Source organism: Turicibacter bilis, from assembly GCF_024499055.1.
GTDB lineage: Bacteria > Bacillota_I > Bacilli_A > MOL361 > Turicibacteraceae > Turicibacter > Turicibacter bilis.
Genome location: NZ_CP071249.1, coordinates 432,330 through 446,716, shown reverse-complemented (window position 1 = coordinate 446,716; position 14,387 = coordinate 432,330). Strand labels below are relative to the sequence as shown.

The window sequence follows — 14,387 nt, the reverse complement described above, 5'->3', positions numbered from 1 at the left end:
CTATTGCATATCATGACACGATATGCAAAAAATACCGTTTAACTTTTCTAGTCCTAGTTTTATACGTGGATATTTCCCGCTACTTTGAAATTCTTTTTATTAAATGAAAAAACTAACCATCACAAGACTCCACGCCTAACATACGTCAGTATGTAGGAAACTCGGAGGATTGATGGTTAGTAAGAACCATAGTTTTAGTGCTAAAATTCTAATATGAAAAGGTGAATGATGTGTGAGCATGATTCACCTATCCTTTTACTGTTGATACTAGTGAACAATGAACTTTAAATGCTGCATGGTAGCGGGATGGCATTAGTTATTCAAACTTCTCTTTTATACCCTGTCTCAAAACATAAGGATACCCAAACCACAGTCCTGTCGTTTGGGTTTTCTTATCCCCTAACGACTAGGATGCTTTCTTGTATGAGAAGATTAATTTGATAAATAATAGCCCCTGTTAAATAAAGAATATACGATGATCTTCCATCCTCAATCGTTGCCTTGCAACCGTTTGGGATGGAAGGTCCTCTTTGTACTAAGGTTATATCTAAGTATCGTAATCCCGCTACTAGGAATTATCTTTGTTAAGTAGGCAACTAAACATCAAGCCCTCACTGCCCCACATCAATAGGATGGGGGCGTAAAAAGGGATTGATGCTTAGTGATCATCTTTGTTTGTAATAAAACATCCAATAAGAAAAGGCGAATGATGTGATGAACATGATTCGCCTATCCATGTCTTATTGTGTTTCTTTAGGTGAAATGCAATTAGATAAATTCTTGTAGCGGGAGGCTTGTGGTTATTAGGATAACTGCCGTTACAGGCGGCACTTTAAAATCCCGCTACGATGAGTTTTTCAGATTAAATATAAAACTAAATAACACATCCACTTGGATGTAGGCATGAGTGGATTGATATTTAGTGATACTGTTATTAGGGATAAATGTAGTTAGAATGCTTCATGGTAGCCGAATATTCCATGTTTATTTCTAGCATGTTTTAAATCTATTACAAAAGATCATGGATACCAAAACCACATGAATTCATGTCGTTTTGATTTTCCTATTTTTCTTTTTATATCAATCTCTTTATTAATAAGAAGATACTATTTAGTGGCGGGAGTAAATAATAGTTCAGTTTCTTCAATACTGAACCGTTATTTACGTTCCTTATATTCATAGTTCTGTTGATGATGATAAAAGCCTCAATAGTTGCCTTGCAACCGTTGAGGCTTTTATCAATTTCTAGGTACTAAGCTTTATTCTTTATTCACAACGAAAAATCTCCCGCTACTATGCAGTCTCCTCTATTAAACAAAAACAGCTAAACATCAAGCCCCACACCCTAACCATACGTTAGGATGGTGGCACTGGTGGATTGAATGTTTAGTGATGACTTTGTTTTAGAATGAAAAATACGATAAGAAAAGGCTAATGATGTGTGAACATGATTAGCCTATCCATTTACTTATTGTTATTTGGAAGCATTGAAGTTTCATCAGGCATGGTAGCGGGATTACACATGATTATGAAAATACCTGTTGTGACATAAGGCACTCTAGTTTTTTAAAACACATGATTTATCTTTAAATCTCCTGCTTTTGAATAAAAGCAGAAATATATTCCATAACATAATGGTAAGTTTAAGACTTGCTATTCCAAAAACTCCTTATATTATAAATTCCCTTTCATCAAACAACTGATTGCCCCCATCAGTTGTTTTTTTATGTCTTTTTATTCTCAATACATCCCGCTACGGCAATCACCTAAAACATTTGGGATGGGTACTGACCCATCTCCACGATAATATTCACATCCGGAAATTTTACAGGGAATTGATAAAACAAAAACCATTATCTGAGTTCAGATTAAATGTGATTTGGGATAATGGTTTTTTCTTTTCCTACGTTATCAATTTAAATCAGACAATTAGTTATCACAAATTAAGTCATTGATTTTTGTTTACTTTATATTAATGAATATCTATTAAATAACTTAAATTTTATAGCTTGCTAATTGTTTGATCATAACTGGATCTGAATGTGAGAAGAACTGGCTTGAACCAACGTTTAATGTTGCGATTGCAGTTTTATCTTCATCTGTTAATTCAAAGTCAAATACATTGATATTTTCAGCCATACGTTCTGGTTTAACTGTTTTTGCTAATACTATGACATCTTGTTCAACTAACCAACGAAGGATAACTTGTGCAACTGATTTTCCATACTTTTCACCGATTTTTGTCAGAACAGGGTTTGTAAAGATTCCATTTTGTCCCTCAGCAAATGGTGCCCAAGCTTGTGGTGCAATTCCTTCTTCACGTAAAGCAGCAATTATTTCTGTTTGTTGTTGAAATGGATTGATTTCAATCTGATTAATAGCAGGTGTTACTTCATTAAAAACAGCTAAGTCAACTGCACGATCAACTGCGAAGTTTGAAATACCGATAGCACGGATTTTTCCTGCTTTATACAATTCTTCCATTGCACGCCACGCACCGTAAACATCGTTATATGGTTGATGAAGTAATAGTAAATCAACATAGTCAGTGTCTAATGCTTCAAGTGATGCTGTGAATGATTTCATAACCCCTTCGTAGCTAATATTTTGAATCCAAATTTTTGTTGTAATAAACAACTCTTCACGAGCCACATTAGATTCTTTAATCCCGATACCCACTTCACGTTCATTCATATAGCTTTGCGCTGTATCGATATGACGGTAACCTGCTTTAATCGCATCTTTAACTGCTTGTGCCGTATGTTCTGGTTCAATTTGGAATACACCGAAACCTAAAATTGGAACATCTACCCCATTATTTAATTTTACTGTTTTCATCATTTATTCGCCTCCTGTAATTTGTTTCAATCAAATTTACAAGTATTACTATAGACTATGAAGTAAACTCTATAGCAACTAATTTTTTCTTAATTCCCATAATTTTTCAATATCTTCTTCTAATATCTTACCATTTTTAAATTTTGCAAGATGCTCATCATAAGTCTCGATTTTATAAGCAAGTAAATCACGAGCTTCTTGAATTTCAGCTAGTTTTTTTTCTACTTGTTCAAGCTGATCAATTAAAATCTGTTTTTGTTTTTTCTCTACGTCAGGGTTATCCGCCTCATGCTCTTTTGCAAGACGAGCAAACTCTTGTAAAGAATCAATTGTCATTCCAGCCTTTCTCAAAGTTTTGACAAGAAAAATCCAGTTTAAATCGCTCGTCTGATAGTCACGATATCCTTGTTTATTTCGTGTAACTGCTGGAATGACGCCAACTTTTTCATAATAGCGTAAGGTATCAATCGAAAGATTGAACATTTCTGATACTTGTTTTGAGTTCATCTGTTTCACTTCCTATCATTTACTTCTGTATTATAAACACTGGAGTGAACTCCATAGCAAGCGAATTATCTATTATTAATCATATTTTACACGTATATCCAAAAATTAACAACAATTGATCTATAAAGGCAATAGTGATTGAATTAAATCACTTTTACTAGTTCTCTATCTTAGATGATGATAAAAGCCCCAATAGTTGCCTTGCAACCATTGAGGCTTTTATCAATTTCTATGTACTAAGATATATTCTACATTTACAAATAATAATATCCCACTACTATAATCGCCTTCTCTTAAATAGCAACTAAATATCAAGGCACCTGCCACCACCATTCCCTACTAGTTGAGGATACATTTACTCCGTAAATGGCAGGTGACCCATCACCCCATACAATCTTTTGACTTCATCAGGTAATCCCTCTCTTGCACTGTAAGCCAAGTCACAATTTCCTCTTAATTTGTTTTCCATTTTCACTTCCCCTTTCACATTGATCGTTATAAAAAAAGCCATTCATTTGAACGGCATAAAAGAAAAATATAAGAGACTTTGTTGAATTTTAAAAAATAGTGATGAGTAAATGGAGGAGATTTTGCAACGCTTGGTCATCGTTACAATAATAATTATACTTCGATTTGTGTTTTCATCCCATGAACCTGCTACCAAGCTTTTAATGATTTCAAAAATTCTTAAATAAGAAAAAGGCAGTTAGGTAGCAAATGCTACTTGACTGCCTTTTATTTTCCATTATTCTTATAATAATTCAAATGCCCTATCCCATGCTTTTTGGTACTCTTTTTGTACCTCTTCATCAAATTCATTATCCTGAATTAATAAGGCTTTTAATAGTAATAGTGAATCTAATCTTTCTTCAAATTGTTTTTTGGACCTTGTCAAGTTAAGTGTGTAAACTATTTTTTTAAAATTATAAATAGGGTGTTAAACGATCTGGATATAAGATTAATAATTGCTTCGTTGCAGATTTTCTTGCCATAAATGATAAACTCCTTCGAAAATAGTTAACTTATTATGGGTCACCTGGCGATTATCGTAGATAATCTAATCCTCAACTGCTAGGGAAATGGTAACTGTTCTAAGAGTTTACACACTTTATCTTACAACCTCTGGATATTTTTGAAGCAATGGAAAAAAGTCATTCAGTACGTCGCTATTTAGATAAGAAGATTGAAGAATCGGTTGCTAATGAATTATTAACTTATATTGAAGAGTGTAATCAAAAAAGTGGATTACATATGCAGTTATGTTTAGATGAACCAAATGCTTTTGATAGTTTTATGGCACACTACGGTTCATTTTATAATGTTAAAAAAATATATTGCGATTGTAGGTGAAAAGTTATGTTGTGTGATTGCACTTGGTTATGGCGAGACACAAGGGGGCCCGCATAAAAATAAACCAATGGAAAGTCTATGTAAAACAGATAAACCCATGCTAGATTGGTTTTAAAAAGGAATGGAAGCAGCACTTTTAGCTCCTACTTCTTTGAATCAACAAAAATTCTTTTTCAATTTAGAGGGGAATACAGTCATAGCGAAAGCAGGACTAGGATTTTATACGAAACTTGATCTTGAAATTGTAAAAGCTCATTTTAAAATTGGTGCACAGGGTGCCGGGTGGCAGTGGAAAAAATAATAGAATATAAGATAAAACCCCATCTTTTTTAGAATGGGGTTTTATCTTATAGAAAAGCGATGTTTTAGAAGATTAAGATTTAATATTATTAACGTCTTTTAAAATACTTTCAAGTTTCTTTGTTGAAGTGATGCGTTCATTGCACTTATTACTATCTAAACACATATAAAAACCGATTGAGCGATAAGTATCTTTTCGTTTACAGATTGGAGAAACGAAAGCTACTTCATTTTTAGGTCCTATGTGATTACAAAGAGCACAAATATTCGTTTGTTTAACTTTTGCTTCAGTTAAACGACAAGACATACCGAGTAACTTGCCGTTTAATGGATAGATAACAAATAATTTTTTTGTAGCCTGATCAAACCAGCCAAGATACACTAAGGGGGTGTCTTGAGCCTCTGCAGGAGGTAATTTTAATTTTTTCTCTTTTTTAAAGAGTTTACTAATTTCTGCATTTGATACAGGTTGCATACCATAAACGTAATTTTCAAGTTCTTCTAAAAATTTATTAATCTGTTTTGAATCCTTTAAATCTTTAATATCTAGTAACAGTTTCTCCTCTGATGATAAATGACTTAGGTGGCTGAGAATTTTATCTTGAATATAGTCACGGCTAGCATCGCGAGTATTGTAATCGTTGCAATTACGAAGCGCACTGCTTAAGTCTTGTAGACGTTTATTAATATAATTAAATTCTTCTTTCTTTAAGAATGCATTCATGACAAGAATCTCCTTTCTATTTGTTTCTATAAAAAAGATGATTATGTCCAATATAATCATCTCTTGATATTGGATTTATTATCAGTTTAACATGGATAAAAAACTGGTGGCAATCCAATAAATAATTCTATATTAATTATGAGCATTTACGTTTTTGTTCATTAATAATTCGTCGAATACTTTTTTCTGATAAATAATATTCTTGCGCTAGAATAGGAATCGTTATTCCATTTATATATCTTTGATAAATATCTTGATTCCTCAGTTGAAGCGTATGTTTTATTCCACTTTTCTCGCCCCAAGATTTTTGATTCCCATTTTTTCTAGGAACATAAAGATATTCGCCATCCACATATTCTTGAATCAGTTTTAAAAGATCTTTCGGTAACACATCTTGTGCTTTTACATACCTCATTTTCTTACTCCTTTACGATTAAAAATTTAAGTCGTAAAGCGAAGAATTCTCAGAAAGCATGTGTTACAGAGCCGAATCATGTTTATATTTCAGCTATTTAATTAATCGATTAGGCTCCAAACAAAGCATAGCTGACTTTGAGTTTCTTCGCAAGGAGCAAGTCGAAATAAAATTGAAGGTATCTAAGACATTCAAAAAAATCACCTCCTAAAAGATAAAAAGATAGAGTTATTATAACATATAAAAGTAAATCATAAATATAGTCAAAAATAGGTATATAAGTCCAGATAAGTTTTCTTCAAAGAATTTTTCTAACTGGACTATAGAATTCCTTAATCAGTCAATAACATTAATCATTTCCATTTATTATCTGGATTGTAGAATACTTATCTGTTTCTATATAGACTATTTGTGAGGATAAAATCATTAGTGTCAATCTATTAATCATGATGATAGTATAAAAAGTGCACACGTTAAAAAGAGATTTATTAGCCAATAATAAAATGACGAAAAAACAGATAATTGGATACCCAATCCTAGGGAAAATGTACGTAGATAGATTAGCAAGGATATTTTTTTTGGATACAAGTAAGTAAGCATCTACAAAATCATCAATCGTATTTTTAAATATTAATTTCTCCATTCCTACATCTCCTTAACAAAAAAATGGTTATAAAATCTTTTTTTACAATTATTATATCTCAAATCTTACCAATTTTATATACAAATCACTTTTATCTTAAAAAGGTAAATCATCGTCACTTACGGAAATCGGATTCATCGTTCCATTTAGACTCCCAGCCATAGTTGTAGCGGTTGCGAATGGACTGTTGTAATTAGGATTTGAGAAGTTTGGATCAAAAGGATTGATATGGCTCTGTGTAGCAGGATAGTCCTGGTTATTAAAAGGCTCTACTGGTTCAGGGAGCGTACTACTCTTTTTAGATTCTAAGAATGTAAATTTATTAACTAAAACCTCTGAGATATACTGGCGCACTCCCGCTTTATTCCCTACCAATTGAGGATGGCTAAGAGCTTCGCTACTTAGCGCAGGGGACCTATTCTCATAATTTCTGACTTGTAATCGCCCCTCTATCCCAATCATCTTTCGTTTAGGACATACCTATCAATGGTTTGAGCCGTTTTATTCCAGGCTATACAGTTAATAAAATCCGCCTGGTTCCTTTGATGATCTAGTTAAAAAACTAGAAGAACTAATCGATGTCATGGAAGTCTTATTCGGATTAGGTCATAAACTTGGATACACAGAGCAAGATTTACTAAACAAACGCCAAGAGGAAAAAGAAGCATGTGAAGGCTTCCACAAAAATATCATCTTAAAATCAACAAAATAAAAAGACACCCGCTAACGTTAGCAATGAAGTCTAACAATGGAGGTGTCTTTTTACTTAATCTATTTTTTTCATAATCACGTTCAACCAACTAACGTTCTCACGACCTGGAATCACATCTGTTGTGACTTCTACTTCTTGAAGTTCTAAATTAGGAAACTCTTTCAGTAAGGTACTGAATGAAACTTCAGTAAAGTCATTAAAGTATCGTCCGTCACGCTCACCTTCAAAATCACCGTATTTGAATGAAGCATAGAAATAGCCATCCTTTTTTAACGCTTTCTCTACTCTCTTTAGTGTCTGTTTTAATTCATTAGTTGGTAAATGTAATAAAGAGGCGCATGCCCATACTCCATCAAACTCATTAACAGCATCTAGTTCATTAAATAACTGACAAATGACATCTTGCCCGATGTTTTTGCTTGCAATTTTGCATAATTCTTTAGAACCATCTACGGCAGTCACTTTATAACCATTTTGAAGGAACCCTTTACTATCTCTTCCCGATCCACACCCTAAATCTAAAATATGCGCATTCGGTTGAAGATATTTTAACAGCATCTCACGCTTACTATCAAACTCAATATTTAAAGTTGTTTCATTGTATGCCTCAGCACACTGATTATAATAATTTAATGTTTTAGTCATCGTTGCCCTCCTAAAGTTCTTTTCTACAGTGAATGATTTAGCCATGGTGTTAAGTTAATTTCTGTTGCAACGCGAACGTAGACGTTTTTTGATTTTGTTGAATGTTTTTTATCAAATTGAAAAACACCAAGAAATCGATAATAGTTTTGTCCTAGATTATTTTTACTTTTAGCAAATATAATTCGATATTGATTTGTTTCACCTACTGCATAGCGAATATCGCCTTTTTTATGATTTTCTTCATATATATAGTTCCAATCGCTTGATAACGTATTAATCCATCCATTTGCGACGGCTTCTGCTTTTCCTTCTACCATTACTGCAAGCTTAGGACACCAAACAGAGTATCCCTCACCGAGAGGAATTCCACTTTTTTGATATCCTTTATAGTTCTTGCCAAAACATCGTGCAATCATTGTAATTTTATCAAACTCTAAATGATCCTCTACTCGAATGATTTGTTTTTTAATACTTTCCTCTGCTGCATCGAGCTTCACAACCCAAGGTTTAATTTGACGGTTAATTAAAATTGTCTGAATTTCATGAACAATGTCATTAATTTGATTTTCAATCGAATCAATACTTTCATATGCTTTGACTCTCCTTAAAATAAACCCTTGCGTTTCTTCAACCGAGTCTAACATTTCTTCTATACTTAACGTTCGAATTCTATCTTCTTCATCATGTTCAAGATGGTATTTTTCGTCACATTCAATCCCATAATTGATTTGTGGAAAATATAAATCAATTAATGCGTATCTCCCATCTGACCGCTTCACATATTGCTGCGTTACAGGTTTGACATCTAGACGATTTAACTTATGATAAATTCGATTAATGATGTAATTTTCATAATCTTTACGTTTCGTTCTGGATAATGTCTTAATTAAATACTCTCTTTTTTTATCTTCAATAGACATTGATTGATTACTTAATTTGTTATACATTTTTACACTCATCCCACTTTTTACATGATTTAAACTAAGTTTATTTTAACAAATTATAGAAAAACATGACATACTTTGGAGATAATTTTAATTTAATAAGCAATCCCATTGATTGTTTTTTAAAAGACCTCAGTTGTATAATGAATATACAACTGAGGTCTCTCATTTTTAGGAAGATTAACTGTTAAAATAATAACGCTTCTTGTACTGCATCTTCCACGTAAACGCGCGAGGGAATCACCAGGTGGGGTTCGACTTCGCCTTTAATGTGTTGGCTTTTTAAGTATTCACATCCTTTTTTGAAGCTGGATGGAACGAGACTTAGGGAATAGATGTTTTCAAATCGACTATAGATGGAGTCCCCCCCTAGCCCGGATAAACAAATTAACTGGGTGTTATTTTTCTTTGCGAGTTCAATAAGTGGTTTTAAAAGGTGGGCTGCATTCGTCTGGGCAAATGGGTTATCCATGAGTAAAACTTTTCCTTCTTCAAAGCTTGAGAAGATATCTGTTTCGTCTCGACGCATGAAAGAAAGTAAACTTGTTAAAATAACGAAGGCGGATAAGAATCCTTCCCCTCCTGAATTTTTCGCCACTTGCTCCCATGTGATTTGATATTCACGTTGCTCTTCAATTTTATATAATTTAATCTCAACATTTGACGTTCCAACAATTTGGTCATAAAGTTGTTTGGTTGTCACTTGATGGCCAATAAACTCTTCGATATTTTCATTATTTTGCATGAGTTGTAAGCAATGTTGCGTTAATGAGTTGACAAAGTCGTTCATTCGCACGTGATAAACATTGGCATTACTTTGCCAATCAGGTAGCTTGATGCGAAGCATTTTAATGTTTTTCCCACGAATCGGAATACTTGAATTTTGATCAATTAAACCGAGTTGTTTATGAATTTCTCCGACATAATCAAGTAACAATTGAATGACATTGCTTTTCTCTTTTTCACTCATTTCAATATCAACATCTAACTTTTTCATTAGGCTGTTAAAGACTTGATGCATCGTGTCGTACTGCTCGATAAACGATTGCGGGACATGTTTGCATACAGCAAATCGCTGTAATGGACGATTAAAGAAATCCTCTTCAAATAGAGGGAGGCGACTCATTCGATTAAACTCATCGCTAATTGAATGTTTTAATGTTTCGACCATTTTTTGTTGTTGTCTATAATCACGAAGTAATGTTCCTCTCTCTTTTTGCCATGCTTTTTCATCATAGCTTCGATAGCTTGAATCAATGACAACATCTGTTTCAGGTAACTCTTGGTTATATTCGACTAAATTCGATTGCTCACGGGCGTATAACGCTAATGATTGCTCGAGCGTATGAAGACATTGCTTCACCGTTTTAATTTGTGCTCGATTTTGTGACAGCAATATAATGAAATCCCGCTTCACGACTTCAGATTTATCTAAAATCTCGGTTTCACCTAAATCACGTTTTAATAAATCATAGGCATTTTTCTTCTCAGTTTCATATTTTGCAACTGAAATCTTTAACTCATTAATCACCTTTTCTTGTTCACGAAGTTCATGCGTCAATCGTTCAATCTCATGTAACACCTCTTCATGCGCAAATTTATCATAGGTTATGTGTTGGTAATCAGCATCTGAAAGTTCATAACGTTGCATGAGTGTATGAAGTTGCTCTTCTTCAAAGTTAAATCGCTTTTTCGCTGAAATGAGGTCTTCCTCGCTGCGATGTAGCACCCCATCTAATTGATCTTTAATGGCCTCATACTCTGCTAATAAATCCTCCACATCTTTTCGTAATTCTTCTCCTTCTTCATAATGCTCAAAGCGTTGAAGAACTGCTTGTGACTGGGATAAACGCGCTTTTTTTTCACGCTCACTGGCTTTTAATCGATCGTATGATTCATGAAGTTCTGCTTGCTGTTGCATCGCCTCATCAATCTCGCTTAACGTTGTATTTAATTGCTCACGGACGTCTAATAACTCCTTCAGAAACTGAACATAACGCTCATAAGCAATTATAAATTGTTCAAAATCTTGAAGTTTCAATTGAGTAAAGTGAATCTGTTCTTGACGTGTCGTTAACTGTTTCAAGATCGCGTCTAATTCTCCACGAAGACGCTCTTTTTCCGCTTGAAAATGAAGAAGTTGTTGTTGTAATTCATCTTGTTGTGTTAAGGAATCAGAGAGTTGTTTTTTAGCATGATCATATGTTGTGGCAGATAGCTTTTGATATTTTAAGACACCTATTTGCTCCTCATATCGTTCAAGATGAAGACGTTGTGTGGCACACTTATCTTGAATCTCGGCAATTTCTTTTTCTTTAAGCAGTAACAATTGTTGCAAACGGTGCTCGTCTAATAATTCTTCATTAAACCAAACATAAAAATGAAGGGTATCTAATTGACAATAACCAGATAAATACGTTGTGGCCGGTGCTTGTTCTAATTGTTCCCTCAGAATCATCGGTACAGGGAATGGCGTTTTAATTTGAAGGTCAATACGTTTTAATCGCTTCATCTCTGTAGCATTTAAAATCAAACTGTAGGGCAAAAATGGATTTTTCGAAATAAGGAGTTGATTTTCTTCGGCTGAACGTTGATTTCGTTTTAACCAGTCTATTCCTTGGATATATTGAATCCCTTCATCCGCTAGACGTTGTTTTAAATCATCAGGAATCGGCAAAACTTCTCCCGATTGAAGTTGTTGTTTTTCTTTTTGTAAACGATCCATTTCACGTTCAAACTCACGTAGACGTCCTTCAACGGTTTGGCGCTTTTGGTGTAGCGCCTCTATCATGCCATCTGTATCAAGAACGGCTTCTTCAGGCCAAGCAATGTAACTACGAATACGATGACGAACTTTCAATTCCTCTTCTAATTGTTGTAGTTCTTGTTGATAGGCGTTGATCATCATTTTTAACGACCCAAGTGCTTCTTTAGCATCTTCTGAATCACGATTCACCTTATGCTGCAACTCTTTTACGTGAAGCTCTTGTTCTAAGTCTTGTTTTTTTTGTTTCTTGAGTTCTCCAAGCTGATGTTTGATCGAGTCGATTGTCTCCTTTAACAATCCCGCTGCATAAAAACCTTCTAAGTTTCGTTGAATAGCTTCGTCATACTTAGAAGATAAGCGTTGTTCGTCTTGATCAAATTGTGAAATAGCTTGCTCAAGTCGCCCTATTTGAGTGGAAAATTGCTGACGATCCTCTTGCTTGATCTCTAATTGCTTGTGAATGTGTTTTTGTTGTTGCATCACATCTTTTATTTGCCAACGAACATGAGTTAAGTCAGCTTGTTCACGTTCGACTTGCTGTTCATACGCTAAACTTAAACTATATCCAAGATTTTGTAAACGTGGGAGTAAATCTTCTTGACTTTTTTTCGCAACGGCAAGTTCCGATTCACAACGCTGAACATCTTCTGACGCTTGCTTATACGATTGATAACGATTCGCTGCTTCATAGATGTGTTGTTGTCTCACGGTTATTTGTTGACGCTCTTCTAATTGAGTTAACCGATGTTCTTGCTCACCTGTTTCCTTAAGTAAGGTTGTTATCTGATCCATTAAATCATAAATGACAAGGGATTGTTGTTCATAAGCTAGACGATGTTGTTGTTGAGTTAACTGCTCTAATTGCTGGTTCTGCTGCTCCTTTGCCTGTGTCGTTTCTTGGTGTAAGACATCTAAAATGGCATATAATTTAGCCAATTGACATTCATACTCATGCACTTGAGTTTCATTCTCGAGCAACTGTTTTTCAAGCTCTAAAATCGGCTGCATTTCTTCTTGAAAACGTAAAATTCCTTCTTTTTTTTTGAAATTCCCTTCGTTCGCCTGATACTGTAAGATATATTTTTTTATTAGTGTTTCAAAGTTTTTCATGCGGTCTTGCTGCTGATTGAGCTTATTTTCAATCGCTTCTAAAAACCATTTTTCTGTGAGCCCTTTTTCATCTTTTGCATCCTTAAATAATTCAGATAATCCCGACTCTTTTAAATTGACCTTTTTGATGATGGACTCCCATTCTTTATAATAAATTTGAAATTCTTCTAATTTATTGAAGTAGGCACGGCTACGTGACGGTTGATTCATATCATAGTAATCAAATTTAAGTTGTTTATCTTGTTTACATTGCTCAAATAATTGACGACAAACATAAAACCCTTTTAACGTCTTACGCTGACTTTCTTGAATCAGTAGCGGGAAGTTTTGAATATCGTAATCATTTTCTGACGTATATTCATGAATAAAGTTAATCATTTCAAGGTCAAAACGATGATCCTCGTCCTCTTTCAGCTCTTGATTTTTACGAACCATCATTCCCGTTAACACATACCCAGCCTCATGATCTAAACTCCATTCCACTAAAATAAACGTTGGCTGATTCGTCGTAAAATAGCTAGCAAATGGACGATCACTCGTATCACGGTAACGTTTATGAACAAACGGAGCGGTTAACATTTGAATTAACACCGATTTACCGCCCCCATTCCGTAAAGAAAGTAACGTATTTTCATTGACTAGTTCAAAGCATTCATCATCGATTCGAATGGCGTTATTATTGTAATTTAAGTTGACAATACGGATACGATTAATTCGACTCATTTTCGGCCTCCTTTAGGACGTGTAATACTCGAGTATAGTTGTTTTGATTTAATAAATTAAAATCCATCAGTTGATCAAGCTTTTTCGTTGTTGTAATCATTTCATCTGCTTCAATGTATTCAATGAGTTGTTGCTCTTGTAAAAACTTAAAGATTCCATGTAAAAATCCTTCTTTTGTTGTTTTTTGTTTTGAACCTCGATCATCACTTCGTAGCGCTTCAAAGGCTTCTAGCATGTTACTATAGGCAATGCCAAGTTGCTGTTGTTGTTCTTCGTCATAGTAGGTTGCGCCTTCTTTTAAACGCTCGGCAATGATATTTTGTAACTCTCCCACACGCATAAAGTCTCGCCCTTTTGCACTTTGTCCTTGTCCATCATAAAATTCAACAAGTAAGGTTAAAATGACAAATTGAGATAAATAATAATCTTTATCTGTTCCCGATGATTTACAAAGGACTTTTTTTAGTTCACGTTTTGAAAATCCTAGAACTTCATTTTCCTCTTTTGGAATTAAGTAGATGCTACTTCCATAACGTTCAATGACACAATTGGCAATTTCGCCTTGGCTTTTGACTAAATTCATCACCGTTTCATTTCCAGTATAGGCGTAATAAAGAGCTTTGTCTTGTTGCTCATTTAATTCACGCTGTGAAAGTAAGTGATAAAAGATTTGCTGGCTAAGTTTTACTTCTTCTATTTGATAACTCAT

At 34.2% G+C, this 14,387-nt stretch carries 12 protein-coding genes; 3 read left to right on the top strand and 9 right to left on the bottom strand.

The window, feature by feature from the left end; all coding sequences use genetic code 11:
* Positions 1 to 1,995 precede the first annotated feature (1,995 nt).
* Positions 1,996 to 2,841, bottom strand: coding sequence for an aldo/keto reductase (locus J0J69_RS02185; protein WP_237252816.1), 846 nt, complete (start codon positions 2,839 to 2,841; stop codon positions 1,996 to 1,998).
* Between the two features lie 75 nt (positions 2,842 to 2,916).
* Positions 2,917 to 3,345 carry a MerR family transcriptional regulator gene (locus J0J69_RS02180; protein WP_055304143.1) on the bottom strand — a complete coding sequence of 143 codons (429 nt, stop codon included), beginning with the start codon at positions 3,343 to 3,345 and terminating at the stop codon, positions 2,917 to 2,919.
* Positions 3,346 to 4,485: 1,140 nt separating this feature from the next.
* Between J0J69_RS02180 and J0J69_RS02175 the strand changes: the two genes are divergently transcribed.
* Both J0J69_RS02175 and J0J69_RS13610 read left to right on the top strand, forming a co-directional pair.
* Positions 4,486 to 4,695 (top strand): nitroreductase family protein, encoded by a 210-nt coding sequence (locus J0J69_RS02175; RefSeq protein WP_212726219.1) that lies wholly within the window; start codon positions 4,486 to 4,488, stop codon positions 4,693 to 4,695.
* A gap of 121 nt (positions 4,696 to 4,816) precedes the next feature.
* Positions 4,817 to 4,996: a nitroreductase family protein gene (locus tag J0J69_RS13610; protein WP_502266728.1), complete on the top strand. Its 180-nt coding sequence runs from the start codon at positions 4,817 to 4,819 to the stop codon at positions 4,994 to 4,996.
* A gap of 72 nt (positions 4,997 to 5,068) precedes the next feature.
* Here J0J69_RS13610 and J0J69_RS02165 read toward each other — a convergent pair whose 3' ends face one another.
* The 3 genes from J0J69_RS02165 to J0J69_RS02155 all read right to left on the bottom strand — a co-directional run bounded on the left by J0J69_RS02165 (position 5,069) and on the right by J0J69_RS02155 (position 7,239).
* A complete protein-coding gene (locus J0J69_RS02165; RefSeq protein WP_055243255.1) occupies positions 5,069 to 5,719 on the bottom strand; it encodes a FusB/FusC family EF-G-binding protein in 651 nt (216 codons plus the stop codon).
* 136 nt (positions 5,720 to 5,855) lie between these two features.
* The gene (locus J0J69_RS02160) at positions 5,856 to 6,134 is read right to left on the bottom strand and encodes a CD3324 family protein (RefSeq protein WP_055243254.1); all 279 of its coding nucleotides are present in this window, start codon (positions 6,132 to 6,134) and stop codon (positions 5,856 to 5,858) included.
* Between the two features lie 739 nt (positions 6,135 to 6,873).
* Positions 6,874 to 7,239 carry a single stranded DNA-binding domain-containing protein gene (locus J0J69_RS02155; protein ID WP_212725817.1) on the bottom strand — a complete coding sequence of 122 codons (366 nt, stop codon included), beginning with the start codon at positions 7,237 to 7,239 and terminating at the stop codon, positions 6,874 to 6,876.
* Between the two features lie 121 nt (positions 7,240 to 7,360).
* Between J0J69_RS02155 and J0J69_RS02150 the strand changes: the two genes are divergently transcribed.
* Positions 7,361 to 7,489: a hypothetical protein gene (locus tag J0J69_RS02150; protein ID WP_256637908.1), complete on the top strand. Its 129-nt coding sequence runs from the start codon at positions 7,361 to 7,363 to the stop codon at positions 7,487 to 7,489.
* Between the two features lie 54 nt (positions 7,490 to 7,543).
* On the opposite strand, the gene J0J69_RS02145 is transcribed toward J0J69_RS02150, so the two are convergent.
* The 4 genes from J0J69_RS02145 to J0J69_RS02130 all read right to left on the bottom strand — a co-directional run bounded on the left by J0J69_RS02145 (position 7,544) and on the right by J0J69_RS02130 (position 14,387).
* On the bottom strand, positions 7,544 to 8,134 hold the full coding sequence (locus J0J69_RS02145) for a class I SAM-dependent methyltransferase (RefSeq protein ID WP_212725818.1): 591 nt from the start codon (positions 8,132 to 8,134) through the stop codon (positions 7,544 to 7,546).
* Between the two features lie 23 nt (positions 8,135 to 8,157).
* On the bottom strand, positions 8,158 to 9,081 hold the full coding sequence (locus tag J0J69_RS02140) for an AbaSI family restriction endonuclease (RefSeq protein WP_212725819.1): 924 nt from the start codon (positions 9,079 to 9,081) through the stop codon (positions 8,158 to 8,160).
* A gap of 184 nt (positions 9,082 to 9,265) precedes the next feature.
* Positions 9,266 to 13,678 carry a coiled-coil domain-containing protein gene (locus J0J69_RS02135; RefSeq protein WP_212725820.1) on the bottom strand — a complete coding sequence of 1,471 codons (4,413 nt, stop codon included), beginning with the start codon at positions 13,676 to 13,678 and terminating at the stop codon, positions 9,266 to 9,268.
* Positions 13,665 to 14,387 carry a DUF6063 family protein gene (locus J0J69_RS02130; protein WP_055243964.1) on the bottom strand — a complete coding sequence of 241 codons (723 nt, stop codon included), beginning with the start codon at positions 14,385 to 14,387 and terminating at the stop codon, positions 13,665 to 13,667. The genes J0J69_RS02135 and J0J69_RS02130 overlap by 14 nt, the downstream gene beginning before the upstream one ends.

Bases quoted from the DNA above. Each gene is read 5' to 3' on its own strand.
- J0J69_RS02160 (WP_055243254.1), bottom strand. From the start codon at position 6,134: ATGAGGTATGTAAAAGCACAAGATGTGTTACCGAAAGATCTTTTAAAA.
- J0J69_RS02165 (WP_055243255.1), bottom strand. From the start codon at position 5,719: ATGAATGCATTCTTAAAGAAAGAAGAATTTAATTATATTAATAAACGT.
- J0J69_RS02180 (WP_055304143.1), bottom strand. From the start codon at position 3,345: ATGAACTCAAAACAAGTATCAGAAATGTTCAATCTTTCGATTGATACC.
- J0J69_RS02155 (WP_212725817.1), bottom strand. From the start codon at position 7,239: ATGATTGGGATAGAGGGGCGATTACAAGTCAGAAATTATGAGAATAGG.
- J0J69_RS02130 (WP_055243964.1), bottom strand. From the start codon at position 14,387: ATGAGTTATCAAATAGAAGAAGTAAAACTTAGCCAGCAAATCTTTTAT.
- J0J69_RS02185 (WP_237252816.1), bottom strand. From the start codon at position 2,841: ATGATGAAAACAGTAAAATTAAATAATGGGGTAGATGTTCCAATTTTA.
- J0J69_RS02175 (WP_212726219.1), top strand. From the start codon at position 4,486: ATGGAAAAAAGTCATTCAGTACGTCGCTATTTAGATAAGAAGATTGAA.
- J0J69_RS02135 (WP_212725820.1), bottom strand. From the start codon at position 13,678: ATGAGTCGAATTAATCGTATCCGTATTGTCAACTTAAATTACAATAAT.
- J0J69_RS02145 (WP_212725818.1), bottom strand. From the start codon at position 8,134: ATGACTAAAACATTAAATTATTATAATCAGTGTGCTGAGGCATACAAT.
- J0J69_RS02150 (WP_256637908.1), top strand. From the start codon at position 7,361: ATGGAAGTCTTATTCGGATTAGGTCATAAACTTGGATACACAGAGCAA.
- J0J69_RS02140 (WP_212725819.1), bottom strand. From the start codon at position 9,081: ATGTATAACAAATTAAGTAATCAATCAATGTCTATTGAAGATAAAAAA.
- J0J69_RS13610 (WP_502266728.1), top strand. From the start codon at position 4,817: ATGGAAGCAGCACTTTTAGCTCCTACTTCTTTGAATCAACAAAAATTC.